Genomic DNA, 12,800 nt, shown 5'->3' with positions numbered 1-12,800 from the left:
TGATCCCATGCCGAACTCAGAAGTGAAACCGCTTAGCGCCGATGGTAGTGTGGGGTCTCCCCATGCGAGAGTAGGTCATCGTCAGGCACTTATTACGAAACCCCGGCCATCTGGTCGGGGTTTTGCTTTTTAGGGGTCTCCCCCTGAAGAGTAGCGGAGCGCCGCCCGCCGGGTGGCCGGCCCGAACATAATCAGGCACTTATACCGCAAAGAACCCAGCCAACCGGCTGGGTTTTTTGTTTGTCCATCGATCCCGTCGTTTTATGTCAGCCTTTTTATGTCAGAATGTGCACTCCAAGGAGGAGCGCTATGACACAAATGCAATGGGATCAATTACTTTCCCCTCGACGCCTTCACGATAAACGAACAGACAGCACCCGAGAAATTGGGCGCAGCCCCTTTCATAAAGATCATGATCGCATTGTTTTTTCCGGCTCTTTCCGACGCTTGGGCCGTAAAACCCAGGTTCATCCTCTGACGGAAAATGATCATATCCACACGCGTTTGACTCACTCCCTCGAAGTTGGCTGCGTTGGCCGTTCGCTGGGGATGATCGTCGGTGAACTACTGCGTGACCGTCTCCCCGATTGGATAACGCCTGCCGATCTTGGTGTCATCGTGCAAACCGCGTGCCTTGGGCACGACATTGGTAACCCGCCCTTTGGTCACGCCGGTGAGTACGCTATCCGCGACTGGTTCCGTCGCGCCCAAGGAAGCGGGCTTCTGGATGGTCTGTCCGAGGCCGAGCGTGAAGACCTGTTGACCTATGAAGGCAATGCGCAAGGCTTTCGGGTGATTACCCAGATCGAGTACAACCAGTTCAACGGTGGCATGCGCCTATCGGCCGCCACCTTGGGCACACTGCTGAAGTATCCATGGACGGTGCGCTATGGCGGGCGAGCGGGTAAGTTTGGCTGCTATCAGTCCGAACAGGCGCTGTTAACCGAGGTAGCAGATGCGGTTGGGTTACTTCCTCAAGGGGAGCAGCGCTGGTGTCGCCACCCGTTGGCTTGGCTTGTCGAAGCGGCAGATGATATTTGCTACGCCTTGCTAGACCTGGAAGACGGTCTGGAGATGGGCATTTTGCGCTACGAGGAAGTGGTCGAGATTTTGCGCCAAATTGCCGGTGAGTTCCCACCGGAGTATGCCGAGATGCAGCGTAAAAATGTCTCGCAACGCCGCCGTATTGCCTTGCTCAGGGGCGCTGCCATGGAGCGGGCCGTGAATGATGTAGGTGCGGTATTCGTGCAGCATGAGCAGGCGCTACTCAGCGGTACCCTCAGCGAAGATCTGTTAGAGCTGTGTCACCCGGATTTGGGCTGGGGGGTGCAGTCGGCCAAGCAGCTGGCTCGTGAGCGGATATTTCAAAATGAGCGTAAGGCAAAGCTGGAAATTGGTGCCTACACCACGCTGGGAATTTTGTTGGAAGCCTTTATCGGCGCGGCTCATGAGTTGCATCACACGGGCCACAGCTCTTTCAAACACCAGCGGGTACTGGCACTGATCGGTGAGAACACGCCACTGCCGTCATGGACGCTCTATGACAGCTACCGTCGCATGCTGGACTTCATTGGGGGGATGACCGACCACTATGCAGTCGATCTTGCTCAGGAGATGGGCGGGCGGCTGCGCGGCGATTGAGCCCGGCCCTCACACGGATGGCTGGCGAAGGTGTTTGAGTTCCATCAGCCGTGCCCGCTCTAGCAAAATATGGATAACCTTGTCATGAATGGCATCGCTCATTTGCCCAGGCGTGAGCTCCGTCAGCTGGCGTGCCAGCTGTTCTCCGCTAACGACCAGAATGTCCGGTGAGGCCTCGCTGGTGTCGATCTCCCAGCCCGGCAGCACCAGAACGCCTTTTACCGGTACGGGCACGCCGCAACGCCGTTCGAGCCACTGGCTGAGCCAGCTAACGCCCTGGCGCGTTTTATGTAGGGGTCGCCGCTCCTGCCAATGGGGGAAGCGCAGTCGCTCACGCTCGACTGCGACGCAGTTCAGCTCTTTGCCATCGCTGCCAATGGCCAGTGCCCTTGCGCGAGTTTCCACGACGAACACGCCATGGGGCGTGACCACGACATGGTCGATGGTAAAGCTATCCGTGGGAACGTCGTGAAAGACGTAATAGGGATGCGCCTCGGGACGTACTAAACGCTCCAGCTCTTGGCCCACGGCAAGTTCGCAGGCAAGACCGAGCTTCAAGCGGCGAATGCGCTGATAGTCACGCACCAGCAGCAGTGAAAATGCCAGCACCAAGAGCGTGCTCAGCAGCCCATATAGCGCCCATTCGACCCAGTCCTGTTTATCGACGAAGAGCATCCGTCCCATACCATAGACGAGCGGTGCAAGGCTGACCAAGGGCCCCAATGTACCGTTAAGAAACAAGCTGGAAAAGGCTTGATCGAGCCTGTGACGCAGCGCTTGGCCCGGTTCGCGCAGCGGTGCATCGAAAGGGGAGTGAACGCGGGCATCGTGAAGGCTACGCAGGGCTAATACGATGCCGCCCATGGCTGCCATGGGAAACAAAAAGATCAGCGGTAGCAGGTATTCCAACCAAACCATTGTCGTGCCTTGCCCTTTCGCCAGGAGCTGAGAGTATGCGTTGGACGCGTCAACCGCCAGCCAATTTCACTTGATAACCCATTGAGGTTAAGGCATCGCGCAGAGTTTCGCGATGGTCACCCTGGATTTCTATGACGCCCTCTTTGACAGCTCCACCGGTACCGCAGCGCTGCTTGAGGGTTTTGGCGAGTACTTTGAGTTCTGCCTGAGTCAGAGGCACGCCGCGGATGGTCGTGACGCCCTTGCCTTTTCGGCCGCTGGTTTCACGGCGGATGCGCACGATACCGTCCAGTTCGGCCAGGCGCGCTTGTTCGCTGGTGTCTTCACAGCGACAGTCATCGATCGGGGCCCGGCAGTCGGGACACGTCTTGCCATGCTCAGTGGAGTAAACGAGGCCACCGAGCTGATCACGTAATGAGGCCATACTATTTCTCTGTTGAGTGATGGGGCATTGCCGCCTGCCATCGCTCGTGAGTCAGTTGTTCAACGACCGCAGGTAGCTGATACATGTTGCTAATCATAATAGCGCCTTCCGGCGTTGCCTCGGCATCGGGAAAGCGATTCAGATGAATGACGGTCATACCTGCCTGCAGGGCTGCCTGTACGCCAACGAGCGCATCATCAATGGCAATGCAGTCGTGTGCCGCAAAGCCCATGATACTGGCTGCGTGAAGATGTAAACAGGGCTCTGGCTTCCAACAGTTGGCGGTGTAGCCGCTAAACAGCCTGTGACCGAAATACGCGCTGAGGCCGGTGGCGTTCAACGCAGTGCGGATCTTGGTTTCAGGTCCGTTGGAGACGACGGCACTGGGGTAATGTGCCAAGGCGTCGAGCGACTCCCGGGCGCCGGGTATGGTGGTGAGTTCGCGGGCAAGACGCTCAGCCAAGTTGGCGCGCATGGTTCGCTCCATGCGGTCCAAGCGTTCGCCATCGACTTCGCCATGACGCGTTTGCAGTTCTGCCACGATGCGTCGGAAGCGGGCACCTCGAAACTCCCCTAAATAATCGGAAGAGGCAAATGGCAGGCCCACCGTGTTGAGGCCACGAGCCATCTCTTCGGCCAACAAGGGTTCGCTATCGACGAGAGTGCCATCACAATCAAACAGCAGAAGTGGAAGCGGCATGAGAGTTCCTTGCAGCGTGACAAGCGCTACTCACGTTAGTTTAAGCCGACTAGGCCACTATTGAACGAGATTTTTCGAGCTTTGTGAACACTGTTTTATAATTTTTTACAGTGTGTCTGCTCAAGGGAAGCGCTGCCCGCTACGGATATGATGGCAACGCTTCAGTTTTCAGGCACTCCATGTGAATCGCTATGAGACCGGCTATAGTAGGTAGGCGACGCCGCAATAACCATAAAATGGAGATATATATGCGACTTACCCCTTGGTTCCTATCATTAGTGGTGGGCACTGTGCTCATGACCTCTGCGGGCAGCGTATTGGCAGAGCCGGAAACCGACGCCAGTAGCGAGCAGCACCAGGCGCTGGATGATGCGGCTCTGGAAGAGAAATACGGTATCAAGGCCGGTGCCGTTCAGCGTGATGAAGCCACCGAAACGGCGGCAACGGAAGAGTCGGAAGACACTGCTGACAACGGTAGTGAAGAGCGTGACAACACCGAGGGTGGTACCGGCGGTACCGGAAGCGCCGAGGATGCCATCGAGAACGGCGAGGATGAGCAGAGTAACGACGATAACGAGTGACCGCGCTTAGCGAGAAAGGCGTCGTGAGTTGGCGCTGCTGCGTCGATGGTAAGGTTGCATGGCTTTCTGGCTGGTAATCCACCAGGGCGCATAGCGCCCGCTCATGGCGTTGAGCAACGCTTTTTGCACCACAAGGCCAGCTTCCATGCTGGCCTCCATTTTTTCAGTCACCATGCGCTGATTTTCTCGCATCATGGAAGGGCTAAAAAAGGGCTGTGTTTGCCAAAGCTGTTGGCGTCTGGCGATGGTGGACAATGACGAGCTCCACAGCTCCATCCCCATCATGCTGGCTTTCCACAGGTCGAATAGGGCTGTCGTAGTGTAAAAAGAGGGTGGAGAGTGCTTCATGGTGAGACCTATCTGATGAGAAATGATGGCTGACTGTCTTTAGTCATAGTCTATTTTTGCTGCATTGCAATAAAAAAGGCGGCCTGCAGGCCGCCTTTATATAAAGGGTGTACCGTTTATTTGATTTTGGGTGCCAACTCGCCGCGCTCGTAGCGCTGGAACATTGCTTCCAGGCTGATCGGTTTGATTTTGCTTGCGTTGCCCGCCGTGCCAAACGCTTCGTAGCGGGCGATACAAAGATCGCGCATGGCGCTGACGGTCTCTTTCAAGAATTTGCGCGGATCGAATTCCGACGGATTCTCCGCCATGAAGCGACGCACGGCACCGGTGGAGGCTAAGCGCAGGTCGGTATCGATGTTGACCTTGCGAACGCCGTGCTTGATGCCTTCGACGATTTCCTCGACCGGGACGCCGTAAGTTTCTGGGATCTGGCCGCCGTAGCGGTTGATCACTTCCAGCCACTCTTGCGGAACGGAGGAGGAGCCATGCATGACCAGGTGGGTATCCGGAATGCGCGCATGGATCTCTTTGATACGCTGGATGGAGAGGGTGTCGCCGGTCGGCGGCTTGGTGAATTTGTAAGCGCCGTGGCTGGTACCAATGGCAATCGCCAGCGCGTCGACCTGAGTCGCCTTGACGAAGGCGGCGGCTTCTTCGGGGTCGGTCAGTAGCTGTTCCATGTCCAGCTTACCTTCGGCACCAATGCCGTCCTCTTCACCGGCCATGCCGGTTTCCAGGCTACCCAAGCAGCCCAGCTCGCCCTCGACCGATACGCCACAGGCGTGGGCCATCTCGACCGCGCGACGGGTAACGTCGACGTTGTAGTCGTAATCCATCGGCGTCTTGCCATCTTCGCCTAGCGAACCGTCCATCATCACGGAGGAGAAGCCCAGCTGGATCGAGCGCTGGCAGACAGCGGGGCTGGTGCCGTGATCCTGGTGCATGACCACCGGGATGTGCGGAAACTCTTCCACCGCCGCCAGAATCAGGTGGCGCAGGAAAGGCGCACCTGCATATTTGCGTGCGCCAGCGGAAGCCTGCACGATCACCGGAGAGTCGGTGGCATCGGCGGCTTCCATGATCGCCCGCATCTGTTCGAGGTTGTTGACGTTGAATGCAGGGATGCCGTAGCCGTATTCGGCGGCGTGGTCGAGCATCTGGCGCATGCTAATTAAAGCCATGGGGTCACCTTGTCGGTTGTCGGTGTGAACGGGTGCAGTGAGCGTGTAGTGTTATCGTGTCGCTTCAGCCGCGCTTTGCTGCGGCTTCTAATGCGGCTACCGCCGGTAGCTGTTTGCCTTCGACGTACTCTAGGAACGCGCCGCCGCCGGTGGAGATATAGGAAACACGTTCGGCAATAGCGTACTTGTCGATAGCGGCCAGGGTGTCGCCACCGCCGGCAATCGAAAACGCGCTGCTCTCGGCAATGGCATGCGAGAGCACCTCGGTGCCTTTGCCAAATTGATCGATTTCGAAAACGCCCACGGGGCCGTTCCACAAGATCGTGCCGGCGTCTTTCAGCAGGCTGGCCAAGTGGGCGGCGGTGTCTGGGCCGATATCCAGAATCATCTCGTTATCGGCCACTTGGTCCACCGGCTTGACCACTGCATCGGCGGATTCCGAGAACTCCGTTGCCACGACGACGTCCGTGGGCAGCGGAATGGAGACTTTCTCCATCAGCGCTTTGGCTTGACCGATCAGGTCGGCTTCGTAGAGCGATTTGCCCACATTATAGCCCGCCGCTGCGATAAAGGTGTTGGCGATCCCGCCGCCGACGATGAGCTGGTCGCACTTGTCAGAGAGGGCGGTCAGCACGTCGAGCTTGGTGGAGACCTTGGAGCCGCCCACGATAGCCGCCATTGGGCGTGCTGGGGTTGCCAGTGCTTTCTCCAGCGCGTCCAGCTCTTGGGCCAGTAGCGGTCCTGCACAGGCGGTGGGTGCAAAGCGGGCGACGCCGTGGGTGGAGGCTTGCGCACGGTGGGCGGTGCCGAAGGCATCCATCACGAATATGTCGCAGAGCGCGGCGTACTGCTTGGCGAGAGATTCGTCGTCTTTCTTTTCACCGCTGTTGAAGCGTACGTTCTCGAGCAGTACGACATCGCCGTTGTCGAGCGTAGGGGCGGTGTCGAGGTAGTCGGTGATCAGTTTGACGGGGCTGCCCAGCAGCTCGCTCAGATGCTCGGCCACAGGGGCGAGCGAAAACTCATCGGCGGGTTCGCCTTCCGTGGGGCGGCCGAGATGGCTCATGAGCAGCACTTTGGCGCCGGCTCTGGCCGCTGCTTGAATGGTCGGCAGCGCGGCGCGAAGGCGGGCATCGCTGGAAACACGGCCGTTTTTGATTGGCACGTTCAGGTCTTCACGAATCAGCACACGCTGCCCTTCCAGGGGCAGGTCGGTCATTTTTTGCACGTTCATGTGAGCGGTTTCCTCGTGTTCAAGCGAATGTCAGTGCGCTAATGGGGGGACCCATTCGTTAGCGAAACGTTGCCAAGCGCTGGCTGATGTCCAGCATGCGGTTGGCAAAGCCCCACTCGTTATCGAACCAGCACAGCAGTTTGATCAGACGCGTGCCGGCCACGCGGGTTTGGGTGGCGTCTAGGATGCCAGAGCGGGGATCATGATTGAAATCGATCGATGCCATGGGCGCTTCGGTATAGCCTAGCACGCCATGCAAGCGCTGCTGACTAGCGCGTTGCAGCAGCGCGTTGACTTGCGCGGCGCTGGTATCGCGTCGCACGGTCAACGCGGCATCCATGGCCGAGACGTTGATGGTAGGCACCCGCACGTGCAGGCACTCGAAACGTCCAGTCAGGCTGGGCATCAGGCGACTGATGCCGACCGCCAAGCCGGTATCCACCGGTACGATCGACTGCATGGCGGAGCGCGTCAGGCGCAGATCGGTGCGATGGTACGCATCGATCACCGGCTGGTCGTTCATGGCCGAGTGAATCGTGGTGGTAACACCATGCTCCAAGCCGAGCGCTTCATCCAGTACGGTGAGCAGCGGCACCAAGCAATTAGTGGTGCAGGACGCCGCAGAGAGGATGCGCTGCGTGGGCGCGAGCTCATGCTCGTTGATGCCCCATACGATGGTGGCATCCACATCGTTTTCCGCGGGCTGGGAGAACAGCAGTCGCTTGGCCCCTGCCGCCAAGTGCTGCTCAGCGGTAGCGCGGTCCTTGAAGCTGCCCGAGCACTCGAGCACTAGGTCGATCCCTAGTGCTTCCCAGGGCAGTGCGCGAGGGTCGCGTTCGCACAATACCTGGATGCGCTGGCCGTTGACGAACAGGGCGCTACCATCGTTGTCCACCTCCCCCGGGAAACGACCATGAGTCGTGTCGTAACGGGTGAGATAGGTGATGGTGGCAAGGTCGGACAGCTCGTTGATCGCGACGACTTCAAGCGCCGGGTGCTGGCGCTCCACCAAGGCTCTCAGCACGCATTGGCCGATGCGCCCATAACCATTGATGGCAATGCGATATTTAGCGGAAGCGTTCGCCATGATGCGATGCAGCTCTTGAACAAAGTGGCCCGATGATAACGCATTTCATCGGGGGTTGCTTATCCCGCCCCTAGCCCCACCAGTTGCCAAGCAAGCGGTAGCAGCAGAGCGGTAAAAATCCCGGTGAGGCTCATTCCGAGCGAGGCGAACGCTCCGGCGGTCGGACTGATATCGAACGCGCGCACGGTGCCGATGGCGTGACCATTGAGCCCCAGCGCAAAGCCGATGATACGTTCGTCATGAATGTGCAGTAGCCTCGCCAATAGACTCACGAAAGGAATGGTCAGCACCCCCGTCACCAGAAGCGCGCCCATGAGGAGTGCCACGCTGCCGCCAAGTTGTTCCGTGATGCCGATGGCGATGGGCGCCGTCACCGATTTGGCCGCGATCGAGGCCAAGATCTCCGGACCCGCGCCGAGAAGCCAAGCAATGCCAAGAGCGTAACAAGCGGCCAGAGTGGCAGCGATAGGCAGGCAAGCCGCCAACGGCTGCCACAGCGCACGAATGCGCGGTAGCTGTTGGTAAAGCGGCATGCCCAAGGCCACGGTGGCTGGACCTAGCAGGACCGTCAGCCAGGTTGCGCCTTGCTGATAGGTGGCATACGACAAGCCCAACAAGGCCAGCGTCGCGGCCAGCAGCAGAGCAGCGATCAAAATCGCCGGGAGCCAGGAAGGTTTACCCAAGCGCGTGAAAAGGGCGCTGCCCACAAGGTATGCGGCCAAGGTAAGCCCAACGGCCAATAACGGCGTGGCGGTCAAGGTGGGCAGCAAGCTAGTCGGCATGGCGGTGCCCCATCAATCGCTTGAGCAGCCACAGTGTCGTGAGCACACTCAGCAGCGTCCCCAGCAGCAGGGCCGCCACGATGGCCAGCCACTGGCTGGCCAGTTCATCGAGAATGAAGAACACACCTACCACGCCTGGCATGATCAGCATGGCCAAAAGTGCAATCAGCGGTTGGGCGGCGGCGGCAAGGCTAGCAGGTACTCTACCGATAACGGCAAGAGTGATGCACAGCAATAGCATGCCCACCACTCCAGAAGAAATAGGTAAACCGGAGAAGTGGATCACGACTTCTCCGATTAACCAGTAGCTAATTAGCCATAAAAGGCCGTTTAGCGCGGGCATCGTAATGCCCGCACCAGGCGCCGTTTGAGCGAGGAGTTAACCCAGCAGCTCATTGGCTTGTTTGACGATGTTCTCAACGGTAAAGCCGAAGTGCTTGAACAGCTCGCCCGCGGGTGCCGACTCACCGTAGGTGGTCATGCCAATCACGCGGCCGTCGAGGCCCACGTACTTGTACCAGTAGTCGGCGTGGCCCGCTTCGATGGCGATACGCTTGGTCACGGCTTTGGGCAACACGCTTTCACGGTAGTCGGCATCTTGGCCGTTGAAGCGGTAAGCGGACGGCATGGAGACCACGCGCACGGCTTTACCTTGCTGCTCCAGCTCGGCCGCGGCATCCATCGCCAAGGCGACTTCGGAGCCGGTCGCGATCAGGATGAGGTCCGGCGTGCCGTTGCACTCTTTGAGTACGTAAGCACCGCGCTGAATGGACGCCAACTGCGCCTTGGTGCGCGCCTGATGCGGTAGGTTCTGACGTGAGAGCACCAGCGCCGTCGGGCCGGAGTGGCGCTTGATTGCGGCATCCCAGGCGGCAGCGGTTTCCACTGCGTCACAGGGGCGCCAGGTATTCAAATTCGGCGTAGTACGCAGGCTGGTGAGCTGCTCGATCGGTTGGTGGGTCGGGCCATCTTCACCCAGGCCGATGGAGTCGTGGGTAAATACGTAGATAGCCTGCTGGCCCATCAATGCCGCCATGCGCACGGCATTGCGCATGTACTCCATGAAAATCAAGAAGGTTGCGCCATAAGGCACGAAACCGCCGTGTAGAGCGATACCGTTCATCACTGCGCCCATGCCGAATTCACGCACGCCGTAGTGGAGATAGTTGCCGCTGGCATCGTCTGGAGTGATCGCCTTGGCGCCCTTCCAGAACGTCAGGTTGGAGGGCGCCAAGTCAGCGCTGCCACCGAGCAGTTCCGGCATTTGCGGGCCAATCACGTTCAGTGCTTCGAACGATGCTTTACGCGAGGCAATGCTGTCCCCTTTTTCTTGCGCCTGCTCGATCAATGCCGTCGAGGAGAGCTCGGCGGGCAGCTGTGCCTTCATGCGGCGCTCGAACTCTCGCGCCTCGGTCGGGAAGGCGTCCGCATAGCGAGCAAAGCGGGCGTCCCACTCTTGCTGACGCTGTTTGCCAGCGTCGCGAGCATCCCAGGCAGAGTAGATCGGCTCGGGGATATGGAACGGCGCGTGCTCCCAACCCAGCTGTTGGCGCGCCAGGGCTACTTCGTCATCACCCAGCGGTGCGCCGTGAGCTTCTTCTTTGCCCTGCTTGTTGGGCGCCCCAAAACCAATGATGGTTTTACAGATGATCAGAGTTGGCTTGTCGTCGTGGCTCTTCGCCAGTTCGATGGCTGCTTTGATCTCGTCAGGCTTGTGGCCATCGACGTTGGGCACCACGTGCCAGCCGTAGGACTCGAAGCGCTTGGCAGTATCGTCGGTGAACCAGCCGTCGACTTCGCCATCGATGGAGATGCCGTTGTCGTCGTATAGCGCAATGAGCTTGCCTAGCTGCTGAGTGCCCGCAAGAGACGCCGCTTCGTGGGAGATACCCTCCATCAAGCAGCCATCACCCAGGAAACACCAGGTGTGGTGGTCGACGATGGTGTGGCCGGGGCGATTGAACTGCGCGGCCAGCGTTTTCTCGGCAATGGCGAAACCGACCGCGTTGGCAAAGCCTTGGCCCAGCGGGCCAGTGGTGGTTTCGATGCCAGGAGCGTAGCCGAACTCCGGGTGGCCAGCGGTGGGCGAGTGCAGCTGGCGGAAGTTTTGCAGCTGTTCCAGGCTGAGTTCGTAGCCGCTCAAGTGCAGCAGCGAGTAGAGCAGCATGGAGCCGTGGCCATTCGACAGCACGAACCGGTCGCGATCGGCCCACTTGGGGTCTTCGGGGTTGTGCTTGAGGTAGTCATTCCACAGCACCTCGGCAATATCAGCCATACCCATGGGGGCGCCAGGGTGGCCGGATTTGGCCTTCTGAACGGCATCCATGGAAAGGGCGCGAATGGCATTGGCCAGCTCAAAACGGGACGGCATGGGGGTGCTCCTCGCCTGAAAACGGAAAGAATAAAGGCGCTATTGTCGCTGACTTCCCCGGCGGCGGCAAATTCTCAGGGGTACGTTGTGGGAAGAACCCCCAACAGCGTGTAGACTCTGCCTCCCGAAGTGGTGGTGAACGTCACGGTGCCGCTTCTTTATACGGGCAGGGAACCTCCTGCCATGATTTCCTGCTGATGCTGCGGTCATAACGAAGCAGCCGTCATACAGAGGGTCGAGTGCGCGATGAGCGAATATTCCCTGTTTACCTCCGAGTCCGTTTCCGAAGGCCATCCCGATAAGATTGCCGACCAGATTTCAGACGCGGTGCTAGATGCCATTATCGCCCGGGATAAACAGGCCCGTGTTGCCTGTGAAACGATGGTGAAAACCGGTGTAGCCATTATTGCCGGTGAGATCACCACGTCCGCGTGGGTGGATCTCGAGACGCTGGTGCGTGATGTGATTACCGATATTGGCTACACCTCGTCTCAGGTGGGCTTCGACGGTGCCACATGCGGCGTCATCAACCTGATTGGCAAGCAGAGTGTCGATATTGCGCAGGGTGTCGATCGTACCAAGCCGGAAGATCAAGGCGCGGGCGACCAGGGCCTGATGTTCGGCTACGCCACCAACGAAACCGACTCGTTCATGCCGGCCCCGATCCACTACTCGCACCGCTTGGTCGAGCGTCAGGCGGAGCTGCGTAAAAACGGCCTGCTGCCGTGGTTGCGCCCGGATGCCAAGAGCCAGGTGACGTTCCGCTACAATGCAGACGGGCAGCCTTGTGGCGTCGATGCGGTAGTGCTGTCGACTCAGCACGATCCGGAGATCGATCAAGAAGACCTGCGTAAGATGGTCAAGCGCGAGATCATCGAACAAGTGATTCCTGCGGAGTGGTTGGACGCCGATACCCAATATCACATCAACCCGACCGGCAAGTTCGTGATTGGTGGCCCGGTGGGCGACTGCGGCCTGACCGGCCGTAAGATCATCGTCGATACCTATGGTGGTATGGCGCGCCACGGTGGCGGCGCGTTCTCGGGCAAGGATCCGTCGAAAGTAGACCGTAGCGCCGCATACGCTGGCCGTTATGTGGCGAAAAACGTCGTGGCCGCGGGCCTGGCAGACAAGTGTGAGATTCAGGTCTCCTATGCCATTGGCGTGGCAGAGCCGACCTCTGTGTCCATCGACACCTTCGGTACCGGCAAAATCGACGACGCCAAGATCGTCGAGTTGGTGCGCGAGCATTTCGATCTGCGCCCCTACGCGATCACCACCATGCTCGACCTGCTGCATCCGATGTATCGCCTCACGTCTGCGTATGGCCACTTCGGCCGCGCGCCGTTCGAACACAGCTACACTTGGGTGGACGACAAAGGCGAAGAGCATAAAGAGACCTTCACTGCGTTTCCATGGGAAAAAACCGATAAAGCGGACGCGCTGCGTCAGGCCGCCGGTCTATAAGCTTTTCGAGAGCGCGACGAGCGCCACCGGTTAGCCAAAAGCGCCTCCTGGTTTATGTCAGGGGGC

The 12,800-nt window shown here is 59.1% G+C and carries 13 protein-coding genes and 1 rRNA gene; 4 read left to right on the top strand and 10 right to left on the bottom strand.

Features of this window, described 5'->3' with window-relative positions; genetic code table 11:
• Together rrf and FHJ80_RS17270 are read left to right on the top strand one after the other, a co-directional pair.
• A 5S ribosomal RNA gene (rrf, locus tag FHJ80_RS17275) occupies window positions 1-87 on the top strand; the annotation flags it as partial.
• A 222-nt stretch (window positions 88-309) separates the two neighbouring features.
• On the top strand, window positions 310-1,641 hold the full coding sequence (locus tag FHJ80_RS17270) for a deoxyguanosinetriphosphate triphosphohydrolase (protein WP_139528578.1): 1,332 nt from the start codon (window positions 310-312) through the stop codon (window positions 1,639-1,641).
• 9 nt (window positions 1,642-1,650) lie between these two features.
• Here FHJ80_RS17270 and FHJ80_RS17265 read toward each other — a convergent pair whose 3' ends face one another.
• The 3 genes from FHJ80_RS17265 to FHJ80_RS17255 are packed head-to-tail and all read right to left on the bottom strand — an operon-like array spanning window position 1,651 to window position 3,683.
• Window positions 1,651-2,559, bottom strand: coding sequence for a nuclease-related domain-containing protein (locus tag FHJ80_RS17265; protein WP_139528577.1), 909 nt, complete (start codon window positions 2,557-2,559; stop codon window positions 1,651-1,653).
• Window positions 2,560-2,608: 49 nt separating this feature from the next.
• Window positions 2,609-2,983 carry a translation initiation factor Sui1 gene (locus tag FHJ80_RS17260; protein ID WP_139528576.1) on the bottom strand — a complete coding sequence of 125 codons (375 nt, stop codon included), beginning with the start codon at window positions 2,981-2,983 and terminating at the stop codon, window positions 2,609-2,611.
• A 1-nt stretch (window position 2,984) separates the two neighbouring features.
• A complete protein-coding gene (locus FHJ80_RS17255) occupies window positions 2,985-3,683 on the bottom strand; it encodes an HAD family phosphatase (RefSeq protein WP_139528575.1) in 699 nt (232 codons plus the stop codon).
• Window positions 3,684-3,931: 248 nt separating this feature from the next.
• Here FHJ80_RS17255 and FHJ80_RS17250 point away from each other — a divergent pair, with 248 nt between their 5' ends.
• A complete protein-coding gene (locus FHJ80_RS17250; RefSeq protein WP_139528574.1) occupies window positions 3,932-4,264 on the top strand; it encodes a hypothetical protein in 333 nt (110 codons plus the stop codon).
• Between the two features lie 6 nt (window positions 4,265-4,270).
• Here FHJ80_RS17250 and FHJ80_RS17245 read toward each other — a convergent pair whose 3' ends face one another.
• The 7 genes from FHJ80_RS17245 to tkt all read right to left on the bottom strand — a co-directional run bounded on the left by FHJ80_RS17245 (window position 4,271) and on the right by tkt (window position 11,267).
• On the bottom strand, window positions 4,271-4,612 hold the full coding sequence (locus FHJ80_RS17245; protein WP_139528573.1) for a hypothetical protein: 342 nt from the start codon (window positions 4,610-4,612) through the stop codon (window positions 4,271-4,273).
• Between the two features lie 116 nt (window positions 4,613-4,728).
• Window positions 4,729-5,793 carry a class II fructose-bisphosphate aldolase gene (gene fba / locus FHJ80_RS17240; RefSeq protein ID WP_139528572.1) on the bottom strand — a complete coding sequence of 355 codons (1,065 nt, stop codon included), beginning with the start codon at window positions 5,791-5,793 and terminating at the stop codon, window positions 4,729-4,731.
• 64 nt (window positions 5,794-5,857) lie between these two features.
• Window positions 5,858-7,027 carry a phosphoglycerate kinase gene (locus tag FHJ80_RS17235; RefSeq protein WP_139528571.1) on the bottom strand — a complete coding sequence of 390 codons (1,170 nt, stop codon included), beginning with the start codon at window positions 7,025-7,027 and terminating at the stop codon, window positions 5,858-5,860.
• Window positions 7,028-7,085: 58 nt separating this feature from the next.
• Window positions 7,086-8,114, bottom strand: a complete 1,029-nt coding sequence (locus tag FHJ80_RS17230; protein ID WP_139528570.1) for a type I glyceraldehyde-3-phosphate dehydrogenase — start codon at window positions 8,112-8,114, stop codon at window positions 7,086-7,088.
• Window positions 8,115-8,173: 59 nt separating this feature from the next.
• A complete protein-coding gene (locus FHJ80_RS17225; protein ID WP_139528569.1) occupies window positions 8,174-8,896 on the bottom strand; it encodes an LrgB family protein in 723 nt (240 codons plus the stop codon).
• The gene (locus tag FHJ80_RS17220) at window positions 8,886-9,239 is read right to left on the bottom strand and encodes a CidA/LrgA family protein (protein ID WP_139528568.1); all 354 of its coding nucleotides are present in this window, start codon (window positions 9,237-9,239) and stop codon (window positions 8,886-8,888) included. The genes FHJ80_RS17225 and FHJ80_RS17220 overlap by 11 nt, the downstream gene beginning before the upstream one ends.
• Before the next feature lie 36 nt (window positions 9,240-9,275).
• Window positions 9,276-11,267 carry a transketolase gene (gene tkt, locus FHJ80_RS17215; RefSeq protein WP_139528567.1) on the bottom strand — a complete coding sequence of 664 codons (1,992 nt, stop codon included), beginning with the start codon at window positions 11,265-11,267 and terminating at the stop codon, window positions 9,276-9,278.
• A gap of 246 nt (window positions 11,268-11,513) precedes the next feature.
• On the opposite strand from tkt, the gene metK reads away from it, so the two are divergent.
• Window positions 11,514-12,734: a methionine adenosyltransferase gene (gene metK, locus FHJ80_RS17210; RefSeq protein WP_139528566.1), complete on the top strand. Its 1,221-nt coding sequence runs from the start codon at window positions 11,514-11,516 to the stop codon at window positions 12,732-12,734.
• Window positions 12,735-12,800 lie beyond the last annotated feature (66 nt).

It is taken from the genome of Halomonas sp. BL6 (assembly GCF_006228115.1).
GTDB classification, from domain to species: Bacteria; Pseudomonadota; Gammaproteobacteria; order Pseudomonadales; family Halomonadaceae; genus Vreelandella; species Vreelandella piezotolerans.
The sequence above is the reverse complement of the archived record's forward strand: the minus strand, read 5'-3'. Positions and strand labels throughout refer to the sequence as shown.

Excerpts from the sequence above, each read along its gene's own strand:
- FHJ80_RS17270 (WP_139528578.1), top strand. The coding sequence starts at position 310 with ATGACACAAATGCAATGGGATCAATTACTTTCCCCTCGACGCCTTCAC.
- FHJ80_RS17265 (WP_139528577.1), bottom strand. The coding sequence starts at position 2,559 with ATGGTTTGGTTGGAATACCTGCTACCGCTGATCTTTTTGTTTCCCATG.
- FHJ80_RS17260 (WP_139528576.1), bottom strand. The coding sequence starts at position 2,983 with ATGGCCTCATTACGTGATCAGCTCGGTGGCCTCGTTTACTCCACTGAG.
- FHJ80_RS17255 (WP_139528575.1), bottom strand. The coding sequence starts at position 3,683 with ATGCCGCTTCCACTTCTGCTGTTTGATTGTGATGGCACTCTCGTCGAT.
- FHJ80_RS17250 (WP_139528574.1), top strand. The coding sequence starts at position 3,932 with ATGCGACTTACCCCTTGGTTCCTATCATTAGTGGTGGGCACTGTGCTC.
- FHJ80_RS17245 (WP_139528573.1), bottom strand. The coding sequence starts at position 4,612 with ATGAAGCACTCTCCACCCTCTTTTTACACTACGACAGCCCTATTCGAC.
- fba (WP_139528572.1), bottom strand. The coding sequence starts at position 5,793 with ATGGCTTTAATTAGCATGCGCCAGATGCTCGACCACGCCGCCGAATAC.
- FHJ80_RS17235 (WP_139528571.1), bottom strand. The coding sequence starts at position 7,027 with ATGAACGTGCAAAAAATGACCGACCTGCCCCTGGAAGGGCAGCGTGTG.
- FHJ80_RS17230 (WP_139528570.1), bottom strand. The coding sequence starts at position 8,114 with ATGGCGAACGCTTCCGCTAAATATCGCATTGCCATCAATGGTTATGGG.
- FHJ80_RS17225 (WP_139528569.1), bottom strand. The coding sequence starts at position 8,896 with ATGCCGACTAGCTTGCTGCCCACCTTGACCGCCACGCCGTTATTGGCC.
- FHJ80_RS17220 (WP_139528568.1), bottom strand. The coding sequence starts at position 9,239 with ATGCCCGCGCTAAACGGCCTTTTATGGCTAATTAGCTACTGGTTAATC.
- tkt (WP_139528567.1), bottom strand. The coding sequence starts at position 11,267 with ATGCCGTCCCGTTTTGAGCTGGCCAATGCCATTCGCGCCCTTTCCATG.
- metK (WP_139528566.1), top strand. The coding sequence starts at position 11,514 with ATGAGCGAATATTCCCTGTTTACCTCCGAGTCCGTTTCCGAAGGCCAT.